The 14,599-nt window shown below is 58.5% G+C and carries 18 protein-coding genes; 11 read left to right on the top strand and 7 right to left on the bottom strand.

The window, feature by feature from the left end; translation table 11 throughout:
- Window positions 1-144: 144 nt before the first annotated feature.
- Together E3E12_RS02190 and E3E12_RS02195 are read right to left on the bottom strand one after the other, a co-directional pair.
- The gene (locus tag E3E12_RS02190) at window positions 145-516 is read right to left on the bottom strand and encodes a hypothetical protein (protein WP_141442865.1); all 372 of its coding nucleotides are present in this window, start codon (window positions 514-516) and stop codon (window positions 145-147) included.
- Window positions 509-1,348, bottom strand: coding sequence for a histidine phosphatase family protein (locus E3E12_RS02195; protein WP_168194353.1), 840 nt, complete (start codon window positions 1,346-1,348; stop codon window positions 509-511). Before E3E12_RS02195 ends, E3E12_RS02190 begins: the two co-directional genes overlap by 8 nt.
- Before the next feature lie 40 nt (window positions 1,349-1,388).
- Here E3E12_RS02195 and E3E12_RS08775 point away from each other — a divergent pair, with 40 nt between their 5' ends.
- The 6 genes from E3E12_RS08775 to E3E12_RS02220 all read left to right on the top strand — a co-directional run bounded on the left by E3E12_RS08775 (window position 1,389) and on the right by E3E12_RS02220 (window position 6,256).
- A complete protein-coding gene (locus E3E12_RS08775) occupies window positions 1,389-1,547 on the top strand; it encodes a hypothetical protein (protein ID WP_168194354.1) in 159 nt (52 codons plus the stop codon).
- A 71-nt stretch (window positions 1,548-1,618) separates the two neighbouring features.
- On the top strand, window positions 1,619-1,798 hold the full coding sequence (locus E3E12_RS02200) for a hypothetical protein (protein ID WP_141442867.1): 180 nt from the start codon (window positions 1,619-1,621) through the stop codon (window positions 1,796-1,798).
- A 136-nt stretch (window positions 1,799-1,934) separates the two neighbouring features.
- Entirely contained in the window at window positions 1,935-2,285 is a 351-nt protein-coding gene (locus E3E12_RS02205; protein WP_141442868.1) for a hypothetical protein, read from the top strand.
- Window positions 2,286-2,330: 45 nt separating this feature from the next.
- Window positions 2,331-3,170, top strand: a complete 840-nt coding sequence (locus tag E3E12_RS02210) for a helix-turn-helix domain-containing protein (protein ID WP_141442869.1) — start codon at window positions 2,331-2,333, stop codon at window positions 3,168-3,170.
- 158 nt (window positions 3,171-3,328) lie between these two features.
- Window positions 3,329-5,617: an FUSC family protein gene (locus E3E12_RS02215; protein WP_141442870.1), complete on the top strand. Its 2,289-nt coding sequence runs from the start codon at window positions 3,329-3,331 to the stop codon at window positions 5,615-5,617.
- Window positions 5,618-5,848: 231 nt separating this feature from the next.
- The gene (locus E3E12_RS02220; RefSeq protein ID WP_141442871.1) at window positions 5,849-6,256 is read left to right on the top strand and encodes an HIT domain-containing protein; all 408 of its coding nucleotides are present in this window, start codon (window positions 5,849-5,851) and stop codon (window positions 6,254-6,256) included.
- A gap of 29 nt (window positions 6,257-6,285) precedes the next feature.
- On the opposite strand, the gene E3E12_RS02225 is transcribed toward E3E12_RS02220, so the two are convergent.
- A complete protein-coding gene (locus E3E12_RS02225) occupies window positions 6,286-6,648 on the bottom strand; it encodes a hypothetical protein (protein WP_149498223.1) in 363 nt (120 codons plus the stop codon).
- Window positions 6,649-7,122: 474 nt separating this feature from the next.
- Between E3E12_RS02225 and E3E12_RS02230 the strand changes: the two genes are divergently transcribed.
- Window positions 7,123-7,593: a hypothetical protein gene (locus E3E12_RS02230; RefSeq protein ID WP_141442873.1), complete on the top strand. Its 471-nt coding sequence runs from the start codon at window positions 7,123-7,125 to the stop codon at window positions 7,591-7,593.
- On the opposite strand, the gene E3E12_RS02235 is transcribed toward E3E12_RS02230, so the two are convergent.
- Genes E3E12_RS02235 through E3E12_RS02245 form a run of 3 tightly spaced genes read right to left on the bottom strand, consistent with a single transcriptional unit; the run spans window position 7,585 to window position 10,114 of the window.
- Entirely contained in the window at window positions 7,585-8,040 is a 456-nt protein-coding gene (locus E3E12_RS02235) for a nucleoside deaminase (RefSeq protein WP_141444006.1), read from the bottom strand. The two genes, E3E12_RS02230 and E3E12_RS02235, sit on opposite strands and share 9 nt — an antisense overlap.
- A 26-nt stretch (window positions 8,041-8,066) precedes the next feature.
- Complete coding sequence (locus tag E3E12_RS02240) at window positions 8,067-9,395, bottom strand: BaiN/RdsA family NAD(P)/FAD-dependent oxidoreductase (RefSeq protein WP_141442874.1); 1,329 nt, start codon at window positions 9,393-9,395, stop codon at window positions 8,067-8,069.
- Complete coding sequence (locus E3E12_RS02245) at window positions 9,395-10,114, bottom strand: glutathione S-transferase family protein (protein WP_141442875.1); 720 nt, start codon at window positions 10,112-10,114, stop codon at window positions 9,395-9,397. The genes E3E12_RS02240 and E3E12_RS02245 overlap by 1 nt, the downstream gene beginning before the upstream one ends.
- Before the next feature lie 319 nt (window positions 10,115-10,433).
- Here E3E12_RS02245 and minC point away from each other — a divergent pair, with 319 nt between their 5' ends.
- Genes minC through minE form a run of 4 tightly spaced genes read left to right on the top strand, consistent with a single transcriptional unit; the run spans window position 10,434 to window position 12,630 of the window.
- Window positions 10,434-11,219, top strand: coding sequence for a septum site-determining protein MinC (gene minC / locus E3E12_RS02250; protein ID WP_240810543.1), 786 nt, complete (start codon window positions 10,434-10,436; stop codon window positions 11,217-11,219).
- A 35-nt stretch (window positions 11,220-11,254) separates the two neighbouring features.
- On the top strand, window positions 11,255-11,482 hold the full coding sequence (locus E3E12_RS02255; protein WP_141442876.1) for a hypothetical protein: 228 nt from the start codon (window positions 11,255-11,257) through the stop codon (window positions 11,480-11,482).
- Between the two features lie 45 nt (window positions 11,483-11,527).
- Entirely contained in the window at window positions 11,528-12,346 is an 819-nt protein-coding gene (minD, locus tag E3E12_RS02260) for a septum site-determining protein MinD (protein WP_141442877.1), read from the top strand.
- Window positions 12,346-12,630 carry a cell division topological specificity factor MinE gene (minE, locus tag E3E12_RS02265; RefSeq protein WP_141442878.1) on the top strand — a complete coding sequence of 95 codons (285 nt, stop codon included), beginning with the start codon at window positions 12,346-12,348 and terminating at the stop codon, window positions 12,628-12,630. The genes minD and minE overlap by 1 nt, the downstream gene beginning before the upstream one ends.
- Window positions 12,631-12,678: 48 nt before the next feature.
- On the opposite strand, the gene E3E12_RS02270 is transcribed toward minE, so the two are convergent.
- Complete coding sequence (locus tag E3E12_RS02270) at window positions 12,679-14,148, bottom strand: hypothetical protein (protein WP_141442879.1); 1,470 nt, start codon at window positions 14,146-14,148, stop codon at window positions 12,679-12,681.
- Between the last annotated feature and the right edge of the window lie 451 nt (window positions 14,149-14,599).

Here is a 14,599-nt window from a genome sequence, read left to right on the forward strand (position 1 = left end):
GAAGAGCCTAAAAACTCTTCGGCCGCTTTTTAAATGGTGTGTCCCCCTGGTTGAAAACAAGAGGGGGGAACGCTGGGCAGACCTGAAAATGAAGGAATGCCTCTGAAGCAACTAGGTGGCTTAACGCTTTGACCAGGTGCAACCTCAGAAAACGCTGATGCTCCGCACCTCGCCAGCAGTCCACGGCCCCGCCACTACTTTAAGCAGCTTCACATCGGGGCCTGCTGTGTCCCCACCATCATCGTCTGGGTCATCTTCCTGGGGTTCGGCTTCATAAAGCGTCAATTCAGAAGGTTTTTCCTCAACACCCACAAGGGTGTTGCCGTTCTTGAAAATCAACGGGAACGTGTGCGTGGAGCCATCTGCAAGGGTGAAGCGCAAATTATCATGGCCTGTGGTGCAGGCCTGGAAAAGGGCCTCATCAAACATGGCTTTGAGCGCCGCCACGCCAGCGGGCATGGAGCCAGTGGGCATGGATACTGAAAGATCCTGTTCAGGCTGGGCGCGCTCAGTCATGGGCACCCACCACGCCAGGGGCCTTCATGACCTTTTCACGCCATCCCTGGGGCGTTGGCTCCATATGGATGGGCGTGGCATTAGGAACGGGCGCGCCAACAGCTTGCCCAGGAGCCATCCCTAGCCCGAAACGCAAAGCGCGGAACCAGGCGCCATGGCCCACCAGCAAAAAGGACCCTTTGCCTTCACAGGCCGCCATGGAAAGGCCGCGCAGCGCACGCAATGCCAGAAGGTCGCGGCTTTCACCATTTTTCAGGGGCGCCCCGTTGGCCCATGCCTCAAACCAATTATTATCTGAAAGGCTTTTGCCTTCCATGGGGCCAAAATTGACTTCCGTCAGGTCTGGATCGTAACGGATGGGCAGTTCAGGCCCCCCTGCAGCCTTAATGGCTTGGACAATGTTCCAGGCTGTTTGCCAAGCACGCATCATGGGGGAGCAGACAATATGGTTGAATGGCCAGGTAGCAGCGTCTTTGGCATCCTTGAAAAGCGCAGCGCACGCTTGCCCACACGCTGTGGCCTGAGCCTGCCCGTGCGCTGTGAGGGGAATGTCAGCCCGCCCCAGGGCAAGGCCTTCCACATTGGCTTCCGTCTCCCCATGGCGAATGAACCAGAAGGGCTGCTTGTGTGCTTCCATGCCAGCACGCCCCTCCTCCAGGGCAGCGGCGATGGCCTTAGGGTCGTTTTCCAACCCAGGGGGCAACACAGAACGGGGGCTTTCATCTACCATGGCGACTGCACGACTTTCATCAAAAGGCTGTGGACGGTGGCCTGGCCAAGAATAGCTTTTTCTGCCAAGCCCGTGAATAGCTGTGAAAGGGGGCGCGACCATGCCATGATGGCGCCTCCGCCCCACGCACCACAGGTTTTCCATGAGCGACCCTGCACATACTCCGCCCCCAGAAGATGCCCCTATCCCAACGCCAGCAGGGCTGCCCAGCTGGCGCCTTCTCGGCATTGTCATCACCGCTGGTGGGTTGATTGGCAGCGCCATCGCCATTGCGATGCTGGTTTACATGAAAACCCACTGAAAATGGGGGGCAAAGCTTGCGCGTTGGAGTGTCCTGCCCCACACGCCGCCCTTTGAACACGAGAATGATTGATGGCCCCTGATTCCAAACCCACTCCCCCCCAGCCTGATTCAAGCCATTTGGCCGCTGAGGAGGCGCGGCGCATGAAAGCGGCGCGCAACAGCACATTGCTGGTCATCGGCTTGTTAGGCTGTGTCAGCATGGTTCTTATTTATCTGCCCTACCTGCTGCAGGCCCTTAAGCATAGTTGAGGCCGCTGAAGGGGCCTGTTCACCACTCCAAGAAAATCTGCACAACCTTGGTACCATGGCTGGCTTTGGGTTCGCCGCCATGACCTGTTAAGGGGAGGGCCTACCTACTATGAGGTCGCTTTGAAAGGAGCCTGCCATGACTGTTTCAAAACCTGTGCCCGTTCATAACCACCAACTTGACGACATATCACTGAGCATGATCCCAGGCTGCTTTGGTGAGACCGATCAGGTGGGTGGCTTCGCCCACAACCCCCCTGAGCGCGAACGCGCCCTGCGGCTGCTGCAGGACCTGGTGGCGCAGCGCACCACCTGGGCGGTGGCGGAACAGGCCATCCACCAATGGCTTGATGAACAGGTCGCGGCTAATCTGTGCAGTGCCAGCGCGGTGGCGCCACTTATGGCGCGCGTTCAGGCTATGTTTGAGCCTTGGCTTGCCTACCCCTCCCAGGAAGGCGCCCGTTCCAGCGCCACCGCTGCCCAAACCTAAGGGCCTGCCACAGCCCTTGCTTGGCACCATAAGTGCCCTTTAACCATGGCTACCCCCCCTTTTGCCACTGAATGGACGTTCTGGCGCCCTGGCCCAACGCTTCGCCTTAGGGACGTCAAGCATGGCAATGCCCTTGTGCATGACGTCAACCGTTTCCAGGGCGCCCCACCGGCATTGCCAGCCCATTTCCATGATGAGGACCAAGTCACTATTGTCCTCAAGGGGGCGATCCAATTCCGCCTTTTGGGGGAGAATGGCCCCGAAACCTGCCTCCTCCGGGCTGGTGAGCGCCTGTTGATCCCCGCTGGCGTGCCCCACCGCACCCTTTCCCCCCAAACCGCTGAACTGTTGCCGCACCATGCGCCAGCCCACTTCCCCTTTCAGGGCGCCCCCCCACCCTTTGCAGGGCTTGAGCAAGCAGGGGATGCTTCATCAGGGCCGGCGTTGATTTGCATGTCCTTTTTCATCGCCCGCCCAGCCCAGGCAGCGCACCAGGAAGGCATTGCGACTGACCTTATCCAAACCATCGTGCAGGAAGGGCTGGTTGGCCCCCTAGACGCTGCGCGCCTTTGGGGTGGGCGGTCCCTGCAAGCCCTCAACGTCACGGAAGCCGCCCGCCACGCTGGCATGAGCCGTGAGGGCTGGTCACGCAAATTCAGGCGCCTTCATGGCCTGCCCCCCCAACGTTTTGAACTTCTGGTGCGCCTCAACAAGGCTCGCGCCCTGCTGCGGGCAGGGCACAAACCCGCTGCTGTAGCGGCTGCCTGCGGCTTTGCTGATCAAAGTCACCTGGGGCGGCATTTCCGTGACTGCTTTGGTGTAACGCCAGGCCATTACAGGGCGTGTATGCCTTACCCCGCGGCAACGTTTCCAACGTTCTTTTGACTGTGCCCACCCCTAAGCACTGAGCGCCCTGAGCAACAAACCCCATCGGCACCGCTGCCCATCCCCAGAGCAGGCATGCCACACCCCGCATGGTTGCAGGGCTTGTGGGGGGGATAGTCACATACGTTCTAGAAAAATTCCCATGTTCATCCCCATGAATGCCCAACAAAGCCAGAACGCTTGATGATGGGGGACTGCAGGCAGCCATGGCGTTTACAACGCACCTGAACGCGCCCACCACGCACAGTGCCCTGAAAAAAATGTTGGAGGCCCTGCAGGCTTGCTTCAAACCATGGGCGTGGCTTTTGGCGCCTTCATGGCCCAATGTGCTTTTTGCCGTCCGCACCACAGCGGCAGCCCTGCTGGCGTTGGGGCTGGCCATGTATATGGAGCTCGACAGCCCTGGCTGGACCTGCATCACCGTGTGGGCTGTGGCTGCGCCATCACGCGGGGAGACAGTCTCCAAAGCGCGCTGGCGTTTGATGGGAACTGCCCTGGGCACCACCATGGCGCTGACCTTCACCGCCTTGCTGCCCCAGGCGCCTTGGCTGTTCTTCCCCACCTTGGCTGGGTGGGCTGGCATCTGCGCTGGCATGTCCACCCTCAGCAGCAATTTCCGCGCTTACGCCTGGAGCCTGTCGGGCTACACCTGCGCCATCATCGCGCTTGATGCCGCACCCAATGCCAACCACGTGTTCTCCTTCGCCTGTGGCCGCGCCACCTATGTTGTGCTGGGCATTGTGTGCGAAGCGATACTGGGCTCCGTGTTCTCCATTGACCGCGCAAGCCAGGCTCTGCGCGCCACCACCAAAAACCTCCAGAACATCCTTTCAGGGCTGAACCTCATCATCAGAGATGTGATGATCAACCAGCCTGGCACGGAAGATGCCATGGAGCGTGAAATTGGCGCCGTCATCACGCTGGGGCGCCGGCTGGAGTTCGCCGGGCTTGAAATGGGCCCCTACACTCATGCCATCGACCACGCCCGTGCCATGCTGGCTGCGGTGATGATGATCCTGACGCGCTGCTTTGGGTTGGCTTTGCGCCTGCGGGCTTTGGGTCGCGGCACTCTGCCTGACCACCCCATTACGGCGGCTCTTCAGCAATTGTTGGCGGAAGCCAAGATGGATTTGCTCCACGGGGATGTGGCCCCGCTGCTAGCTGACATCCGCCAAGTGCGCTCCCTCTGCGCCCAAGACCACCTGACCTCTGACGAAACACCAGAGGCACGCGTCATCCGCACTGGCCTTGCCGACATGCTGGGCGACCTGGAACTGGCTATTGCCGAGTTCTCCGCCATTGAGCACGCCCGCCCCCATGTGCCTGAACAAGACAAGTTCCGTTTCAAGCATGCCTTGTGGCGCGACCCTGTCCAAGCGCTATCGAATGGCGTGCGCGCCTTCCTGGTCGTGCTGGCTTCAGCCCTCATTTACGAGGTCACCTCCTGGAGCATGGGCATGCGCCTGGTGACCATGGTTTCCGTGATTAGCTGCCTCTTCGCGCCCAGGGACGATGCGCGCGCTGGTTCATTCAGTTTTGTTAAAGGCACTATTTGCGCCACGCTTGCCGGTTGGCTGCTGGTGTTCGTTCTGCTGCCCATGACGAGCGTTTACGAAGCCTACGCCCTGGCGCTGGGCAGCATGATGGTGCTTGGCGGCCTGGCCCGCGCCAACCCCGCCACCGCTGACGCTGCCGCGGCCTATGGCTTCATGCTGACTTTGGTCTACAGTCCTAACAACCAAATGCTGACCAATGAGCTGCAGTACTTCAACATGGCGTCAGCCTTGATCGCGTCAGCTTTGATGAGCTTCATGGCGTTTCACATCATCTGGCCTTTTGACACGCGCGTTGTGCTCAAGCGTGCCTTGCGCCACATCATTCTGGATGTGGTGCACCTGGCCTCAGCACCCATGGCTTCACCCATCGCCTGGTCAAGCCGCCTGGCCAGGCGGCGGGCGCTGCAGCATGCAGAACGGGTATGGATCATGCATGGCATGGACAGGTTCGCGCGCATCGCCAACCGCCTCCATGCCCAGGGAACTTACGTCCCCCTGCAGCTGCAGGCTGACATCCTCAACGGCACTTTGGCTGCCCTGACATTGGGCATGAACGTGATGCGCCTCAAATCAGCCCTTCAACCTATAACCCCTGCCCTGCCGCCAGCTGTTGTGGCGCGCTGCAAATCCTTGCTGCGGGCCTTGGCAGCATTGGGGCGCTTCAGGACCAGGCCCCAGCGTGAGGCAGCGCTGCTGCACGCTGAGGAACGCGCAGTCGCAGCCACAAAAGCTGCCCAAAACGCCTTGGAGGTAGAAACCCAGCCCTTGGTCAGGCGCACCTTGACGGACATCCTGGCAGCCTGCGTTCTGATTGAGACATTGCTGAAAAGCTGGGAAAGCTTCTTCAAGGTGCAATATTCGCTGGTCGGCCCAGCCCCCATCACACCTTGAGCAAAAAGCCCCTTGAGCTACTTTGGGCCCGGGTCCTTGCTGGCCCCTGTTGATTGGGAGATGCCCATCTGCGTGGTTGGCAACCCTGCCTCACAAATTGTTAACCCCCCATATGGTTTCGGGGCGTGATGGCTCAAGGCCAAAGGGCTATTGTCCCTTTGTTAGCGATTTTTAAAGGCACCCCTGAAAGGGCGCGCCTTCATCCATCGTGCATTAAAGTGAGGTATCAGAATGCCAACATCACAACCACTGCCCAAAGTCGTTGTTCCCCCTTATGACAAAAACAATGTTTTCGCGCGCATTTTGCGAGGTGAAATGCCGTTTGAGTGGGTTTACGGGAACCAGTATGTCATGGCGTTCCGTGACATTGCACCTGTGGCCAAGGTCCATGTCCTTGTTGTGCCGCGTGGGGCCTATGTGAACTACCATGACTTCATCGAGAACGCCCCCGCTAATGAACAGCTTGGCTTCTGGAAAGCTGTTGACCACGTGGCGCGTGAACTGGGCCTGGCTGAAAATGGCTGGCGCATGGTGGCCAACACAGGCAAGGATGCTGGTCAGGTCGTGCCACATTTCCATATCCACATTCTGGGTGGCGAACCCCTTGGCCCTATGGACAACCCACCACGCCAGAACTAACAACCCAACCTGGCAAAGCGCTGCGCCCATCAGGGGAGGAAGTATTTCTCCCCCTGGTGGCTGGTCAGGAAAGTGGCCACAGCTTGGCCATCCTTCACAGGGCTTATCACCCTAGAGGACCCATTAGCCAGCTCCAACGTGGTGGCGTGGGCCAGCGCTTTGAGGAAGGATCCCCCGTGGCCAGCAGGCACTGTTGCCTGGCTGACAAGCATCCAAGGGGGTGGTCCAGCCTTGGCGCGCAAAGGGCGCAGGGAACTGTGGCCGTTCGTGGCATTAAAAGTCATGCCTGCAAGCTTCACCTGCGCTGGCGGTGTTGTTGGCCCTTCTGGCTTAGTTGCCAGAATTTCGCTGATGGTCACCGTCACAGCGCCCCTGAAGGCGCTCAAGGTCACTGTGGGCGATGATTCTGATGGCGCCTTTCCCAACGTGCAGGGAAAACTGAGCAACGACCCGTTCTCTGGTGGGACTAGGGGGAGCCTGAGTTTCTCGCACTGCCAAGCACCAACCCTTTCCACCGTGAAATGGGGTGGCTGGGCTTGGGTCTGCGCTTGGGCGCTGGCTTGATCCCATCCTCCTCCCATCCCAAACCACAGGAAGGCCAACCCGGCCCCTTTGATGGCCCCAGGCCAGCAGGACTTTGCCTGGGCAACCTCAGCAACCTTTGAGAAGGTCTTCATAACCATGCCTCCGGACCAAAGACTTTCAACAAAAACTCGTTTTCAAAATCCAACAAAGCTAGTTTGAACTAACTTGTTGGTGTCCCCTTGTTGCTTGCTGGTCTGTACATGACGCGTTTCCCTATCCCTGGCTATGGTTTTACCCCCCTGTTGGCATACCTCTTTTTCCTGGGAGGATGTTCCACAGTGATGACGGGCCAAATGCAAACCCTGCACATCAACACCAGCCCACCTGGCAGCACCTGCGCCGTTTACCAAGATGGCGTGCGTGTTGGGGTCATCGCCGCCACGCCTGGCACGATCAAGGTCAAGCGTTCTGACCGGCGCATCATGATCGGCTGCCTGAAAACAGGGGCGGACGCAAGCCGCTATGATTACAGCTATGTTCAGCAGGACAGCAGGCTCAACCCCTGGGTGTGGGGCAACCTGGTGGCTGGGGGGCCTTTTGGCCTGGGTGTGGACATGATCACGGGGGCGCTGCGGCAATACGGCACAGGTCATGTCACCGTACAGCTGGCTGGGCGGGAACGGGGCCTGGGGCAAGCAACAGCTCTGCCGGCCAGCTGGCCTGGCTCACCTGTGCCACGACAGGTCACCCCCAGCCCCTTGCGCGCCAATCCTTTTCCCCAACCGGTCCTCCCCACAGCGCCCCTACCCTGAGGTGGGGGAAGAACGCACCTGTTGGAAAAAATCACGCATTAACGCACCACAGCGCCTTTCCTGCACGCCCCCTATGATTTCACCGGGTCTGTGCAAGCTCCCCCCACGCGCATAAAGCCGCGGACCATGCGTGACAGCGCCCCCTTTGGAGTCATACGCCCCAAAAACTAACTTCTGAATGCGAAAATGCCCTATGGCGGCCGCACACATGGCGCATGGCTCTAAGGTGACGGTCAAGGTGCAGCCAACCAGGCGGCTTTGCCCCAAGCGCCGCGCACCCTCAGCCATGGCCAGCATTTCAGCATGGCCTGCAGCGCATTGGCCTGGCCCTTCCACCTGATTGTGAGCTGCCGCCAAAATGCGCCCGCGTGTGTCACTCAACACAGCGCCGACAGGCACCTCCCCCTGGGCGCGTGCTTTGCCAGCCCAGCGCAGGGCTTCCTCCATCAGGGGGAAACGCAGCTTGTGGTCACTCACATGGGGGCCATTGGGTCACGCGCCTTTGCCAGGGCACTTGCCACAGCGCTGCCTGCCGCGTGGCCGCTGGCCCACGCCCATTGGAAATTGTAACCACCCAGCCAGCCTGTCACGTCAACTGCCTCACCAATAATGTAAAGCCCTGAGTGTGTTTTCACTTCCATTGTGCGTTGATTGAGTTCGGATGTGGCCACACCACCCCGCATGACTTCGGCTTTTGTGTAGCCTTCCGTGCCAGAAGGTTGCACTACCCAGCGGCGTAAACGCTCCACCAGTGCCAGCAAAGCTGTGCGGGGCTGGGCTGCAAGGGGGCGGTCATCAAACAGTTCCTGAACCAGCGCTTGCCCCAAACGGCGTGGCAAACCTTCCATCAAGGCCAAGGCACTGGCTTTGGGGCGCGCCGCTACAATATTTTCCAAACGCTGGCGCGTTTGCTCCACCGTGCCATCATTAGGCAGCAAATCAACCAAGACTGCACTTTGGGGCGTGGCCATATAGCTGGAGATCTGCAGCACAGCCGGTCCAGAAAGACCCTTATGAGTGAACACCATACCAGCTTTGAAGGTGGGCGCCTTCTTGACTCCGGCCGCCACTGAACCCTTGGGCAGAGACGTGCACACCTCAAGGGAGACACCCGCTAAGGAACTGGTGGTCCCCTGCGCTTCAGGAGGCAGAACGAGCGGTACCAAAGCCGGCGCGGGTGATACCACTTCAAGTCCTAAACGCGCTGCCATTTCCAGGGCCAGGCCAGTAGCGCCCAATTTGGGGATGGCCTTGCCACCTGTGGCCAACACCACATGGGGCGCCACACTTTCAAAAACCTGTCCTGTGGCGTTGTCACGCCAGCAAGCGCTCCATAAACCCTGCTTTTTCTCCAAGGCCATCAACGTGCAGCCCAGCCTGACTTGAACACCGGATTGGTGGCATTGGTGCAGCAAGGCGTCACGCAGCAGCTTGGCGCCACTCTCCGTGGTGCCTTGGCAGAAATACTGCCCTGCCTCCTTCTCCACCGTGGTGATGGAGTGAGTTTTCAACCAATCTAACATGTCCTGGGGGGTGAAGACGCTCAGCGCTGAGCGGGCAAAACGTGGGTTGCGCGACACGTAGCGCTCCACACCATGGAGGGTTGGGCGCCCATCAGCATGGATATTGGTGACATTGCAATTCCCCCCACCAGAGATGAGAATCTTGCGGCCTGCTTCACGCTCGTGGTCAAGCAGGATGACCTTCCCCCCGCCTTGGGCTGCGCGTGCTGCGGCCATCATGCCAGCAGCGCCTGCGCCAATCACCAGGGCCCCACAAGGCAAAGGATTGTTGGGAGCCATCAGAAATCCAGGTCCGCATAATGGGCTGGCGGCTGCCGCCCTGGCACCCGGTCACTCAGCAACCCCCTAAAGCAGGGGCGCGACTTAATGCGGCTGTACCAATCACGCACTGCTGGCACCTGGTGCCAGTTGATCTCCCCCAAATAATCAAGGGTGGAGATCTGCGCTGCTGCCGCGAAATCAGCCAAGCTGAGGTCATGACCGCCCAACCATGAACGCGTCTCCGCAAGCCATCCCAAATAATCCAGGTGGAACTTCAGGTTTTTGTAACCACGCCTGATGGCAGTTGAATCAACGCTTTGGCGTGAAAGGCGTTTGTCGATCTTCTCCCCGACCAAGGCACTTGTCACGTCACGATCGAAAAGGCGCATGAACCAATCCACCAAACGGCGCGTCTCAGCTTTCTGGGCCAAAGTGCGCCCCATGAGGTTGATCTGCGGATAGGCCTCCTCCAGGTACTCCACAATGACGGAGGCACCGCAAAGCGTCAGCAACTTGGGTGGTTGGGCACCAGGAGCGCCTGCCAGATGGGCTTCATTGGCCAAGGGCTCACGGTCACGCAGGACAGGCACTTCCCCAGCTGGATTAAGGATGAGGAAATCCTCCGGCCGCTCCCAAATGGGCACCGAGCGCAGCTCCACAGGCAAGCGCTTTTCAGCCAACGCCAAACGAACAAGACGGCTTGGAGGGTGGTGGGGCACATGATGAAGGGTGCGCATGGTTCTGCCTGTCAGGTGGGAGGTGCCGATGAGAATACGCGATTAATGCAGCAGCCATAAAGTTCAGAATAGGGTCAGGCCAGTACCTTTGACAGATGAAAGAGGCCTGAATGGCCCGTGCTCGCCCCTGTAAACTGGCTGGAACGGTGTTGGCGACCACAGGAAATGACTTTCCTGCTCCCATCGTGCTAGAAAATGGCCGATCGCCCTGGAAGGGCGACCTTTCAGAAGTCCTGCGCCCCCTCTTCCGAGATTGTAGCCAGGTCTGTCGTGCGGGCCAACCAGCCCGTTTTCTTTCAGCGAATCTGACAGGTGACCCATGCCCGCCACGCCAGGCAACCCCATTGCGCCGCGCCCAGAAGACATGCCCCCTAAGCCAAGCTTGCGCGTGCGGGCGCGTGGGCGCACTTACATGTCCTTCATTCTGACGCCGGAAGCACCTCTCAAGCTTTGGCTAGAAGCGCTCGACAAACAATTCGAAGCCTCCCCCAAAGTGTTTGAGGGGCGCCCCATCGTGCTTGACCTCTCCCTGCTAGATGCCCAAAGCGAAGGCTTGGACACCCTGCAGACTGATTTGCGCCAGCGTGGCCTCAACATCATCGCTATTGAGAAGGCCGACCCATCATGGCCGGCCCTTCAAAATTGGGATTGGCCACCTTTCCTTAAAGGGGGGCAGGCACGCGGCCCCATTGCCCTGCCTGATGGTGAAAAACCACCAGCCCATGGCGCAGGCGACCAGCAAGCCACCGAAGCGGGACCACCGCCAGCGCTACGCACCATGCTCATCGACCGGCCTGTGCGCTCCGGGCAGAGTGTGGAAAACCCTGAAGGCAACATCGTCATCCTGGGCGCGGTCTCCTCAGGGGCTGAAGTCATGGCTGGGGGGTCAATCCACGTCTACGGCGCCCTGCGTGGCCGTGCCATTGCAGGCATAGCGGGCGACAGCACGGCGCAAATCTACACCACGCGCTTTGAACCAGAGCTTCTCGCTATCAATGGCTACTACATGGTGGCAGAGGAAATCCCAGATGCCCTCCATGGCCAGCCAGCACGCGTCACCCTTGATGGGGAACGCCTCAACATTCTGCCTTTTGCTAACAGCTGACCGTGCCAAGACTGGCCCAAGCGAAGGGTGCTGCCATGCAGGACCTCACAAGCAAAGCGCCTTTGATGGTACCGGGGCTGGTCGCACAGCAGAGCGGTTATTTGTATTTTTCTTCTAAAAAACGCCGCCAAAATGCCATAAACGCAGGCTGGGGCGTAGGATTTCGCGTCAAAATCTGTAAGCTGGGCACACAAACACCGCGCACGAATCGTTTTCTACCGGAAACGGCACCTTCGTGCGCTAACCCGGCGCACAAAACCTAACCAGGTTTCAATGGCCACAAGCGGATTAAAGAGGAACAGCCCCTGATGGCAAAAGTTATTGTCGTGACATCTGGCAAAGGCGGTGTGGGCAAAACCACTTCCACTGCGGCCTTGGGGGCAGCGCTTGCACGTGGTGGGGCCAATGTGGCGTTGGTGGACTTTGATGTCGGGCTGCGCAACCTGGACCTCATCATGGGGGCGGAACGCCGGGTGGTGTTTGACCTCATCAATGTCATCAATGGTGATGCCAACCTTGCCCAGGCCCTCATCAAGGACAAGGAACGGCCCAACCTCTCCATCTTGGCAGCTTCCCAAACCCGCGATAAGGACGCCTTGACAGCGGAAGGCGTGGCCAAGGTCATGGATGAGCTGCGCAAACGCTTTGACTGGGTTCTGTGCGACAGTCCCGCTGGGATTGAGCGTGGGGCGCAGCTGGCTATGTACCATGCTGATGAGGCGGTCATCGTCACCAATCCTGAGGTCAGCTCCGTGCGCGATTCCGACCGCATCATCGGGTTACTAGACAGCCGCACCGCAGTGGCGGAAGGCGGCGGCAGCATCAAAAAGCACCTGCTGATCACCCGCTATGATCCAGCCAGGGCCGCCAAGCAGGAAATGCTGAATGTGGAGGATGTTCTGGAGGTATTGAATGTGCCCATCATCGGCATCATCCCTGAAAGTCAGGATGTGCTGAACGCCTCCAACATTGGCCGCCCTGTCACCTTGTCGGCCAACACGAACCAAAGCGCTGCCGCTAAAGCCTATCTTGAGGCAGCGCAGCGTCTGGAAGGCAAAGACATTCCCTTGACCGTGCCAACAGAGAAGCGCGGTTTCCTTGATTTTCTGTTCAGAAAGAGGGTCTGATGAACTTGTTCAACCGCCTTTTGGGCAAACGTCCAGCAGCCCCTTCCGCCCGTGTTGCGCGTGACAGGCTGAAAATCCTTCTGGTTGATGAGCGCCGGGGCGGCCATGGCGGCGACAACCAGTTGATTGAAAAGCTCCGCACTGAAATCATGGCCGTTCTTTCACGTCATGTCCCAGTGCAGCAGGACATGGTCCATATCAAGCTTGACCGCAAGCAGGACTGCTCCACGCTTGAGATTGACGTTGAAATGCCTGAACAACTAGCCAGCTCCGCCAAAAGCTGAATAGAAGGGCCAACCCCAGAGAAAGGCAGAACAGCGTGGCTGTCACCCTCAATGGGCCGGGGTGTAACCAATGCACTGGGTAAAGCTGATGTCTGCCTGGGGAGCATCCAGCAGTACAGGGCCTGCCAGATTGCCCTGCAAATTGGTTCCTACAACGCGCAACGCACCTGTGAAGGTGGATGACGCCACCAAGCCATATTGCTGCGAAAGACCATAGGTCTCTGAGCTGTTGCGGGGCGCGTAGGGGCCGGCCATGCCTCCTACGATCACGATACTCTCCCCCCCTGTAAGGGCAAAGCCATCATAAAGGCCAGGGTTTTCAGCACCATTGCCACGGCTGTGGAAACCATGGAACTCAATGTTGTTGCCCCCTTCAATGAGCACGCCATGCTGCAGACAGCGGCTGGCGGAACCGCCCAGGAATTTCACGCCCGTTGTGTTGGCGCCATTAATGGCTACGCCGTATTTTCCGCTCCAGCCTGTGCGCGCATTGGTAAAATCCAAATTAATAGCATAGCCACCATGGGTGGTGTCTACATTGATGTTGACACTCTGGCTGTCATCGAAATTGCAGTTCAAGATCTGACCATCCTGCACTGTCGCCCCTTCAGGTGGGTCGATGAGGCATCCAGAGATATAACCACCTGAGACACAATCTGTCATCATGAAGCCGCCCGTGCGCTGAATGTGGAAGCCAGCGCCTGTGGGAGTGAAATTCTGGTACCCTGTGCAACCCACAAGGTACTGGGATGTGGGGCTGTTGACATAGAAAGCATCATTGGCCACGTCTGAAACGTCGATGTCCTGCACCCGCACCGTGTTGGCCGTGTTCATAATGCCAACGCCATTGGCAAAGCCTGAAATGGTAAGGCACCTGAATAGAAGATCGTCCGTGGCATCAGTGCACAGCCCAAATGTGCCGGCGTCACTTGCCTGCGCCGTGCCTTTACACACAAGCGCCATATCCAGGCAACCACCCCTGTATTGGGTTTGACCTTCACTGTTGACGGTGAAACGAACACCATTCATGGCATTACTGCTGGCTTGAAAATTCAGGACGGTGCTGCCATGCCCCACACCAACCAGCCAAATGTTGGACGTGGTGATGTTGATGCTTTTGTCCAAATAATAAAAGCCACGCGGGAACTTGAGAATGCCCCCGCCTGTTCTGGCCAAATAAGCCAATGCACGCTCAATAGCGGCGTCACAAGGTTTGTGGTTGGCAATCGCGTTCTCTGCGTCAAACATCTGAGGGGTGACGTCAACACCACTCAATGCCTGCCCAAGTGATAACGGCGATGGCAGCAGCGGGGCATCCTTGAGGTCGAAGTCCAGACCTTCAGGATCCAGAACCAGGACATCCTGCCCTTGGGTGGTCAAAACAGCATTGCCATCCTGATTGCGGTAAAGGCCAGTGTTGGTTGCTTGGGCAAAAGCGAAACCCGGCGCGTCAGCTGTGCCATCGGGAGCGCTTTGAAGAATGGATGTGTCAAGAGTTACCGAAAAAGGCCCTGTCATGCTTAAATCCCATGGTCTGATGTTAATTGAACCATGTAGGGTTATCCCTTTAACCCATGCTGGCCCCATTGGACTTAGGAAGGGATGGAAGCTTGGCAGTCAGCGCTCACGCTGAGCGCAAACACCACCAGACAGCCAAGCCAGTTGCCGTTCTCTCTGAGCTGCTGCAGCTTTATCGTGAGCCAAGCCCAAATCTGCCCGTTTTTGAGCCATTAGTTTTTGAGTTTTTATATGGGAAACGGTAGCACAGGGGTGACCGGCGTTAGGGTTAGGCTGCCCTTTGCGCGTGTCGAGGTTGAGCCCGATTAGTTTGAACGCACCTGCCAACACATCGCCAAAGCCCAGGAACAGGCAGGTAGTCCACAGTCACAGCAGGAGTAAAACAACAGGGGCCGTTAGTAAAACAGGCTGCTGTTTTGTTCTGAAACCCTCAAAGCCTGGGCGCCGTTAG

It is taken from the genome of Formicincola oecophyllae, assembly GCF_006542395.2.
In the GTDB taxonomy this organism is placed as follows: domain Bacteria; phylum Pseudomonadota; class Alphaproteobacteria; order Acetobacterales; family Acetobacteraceae; genus Formicincola; species Formicincola oecophyllae.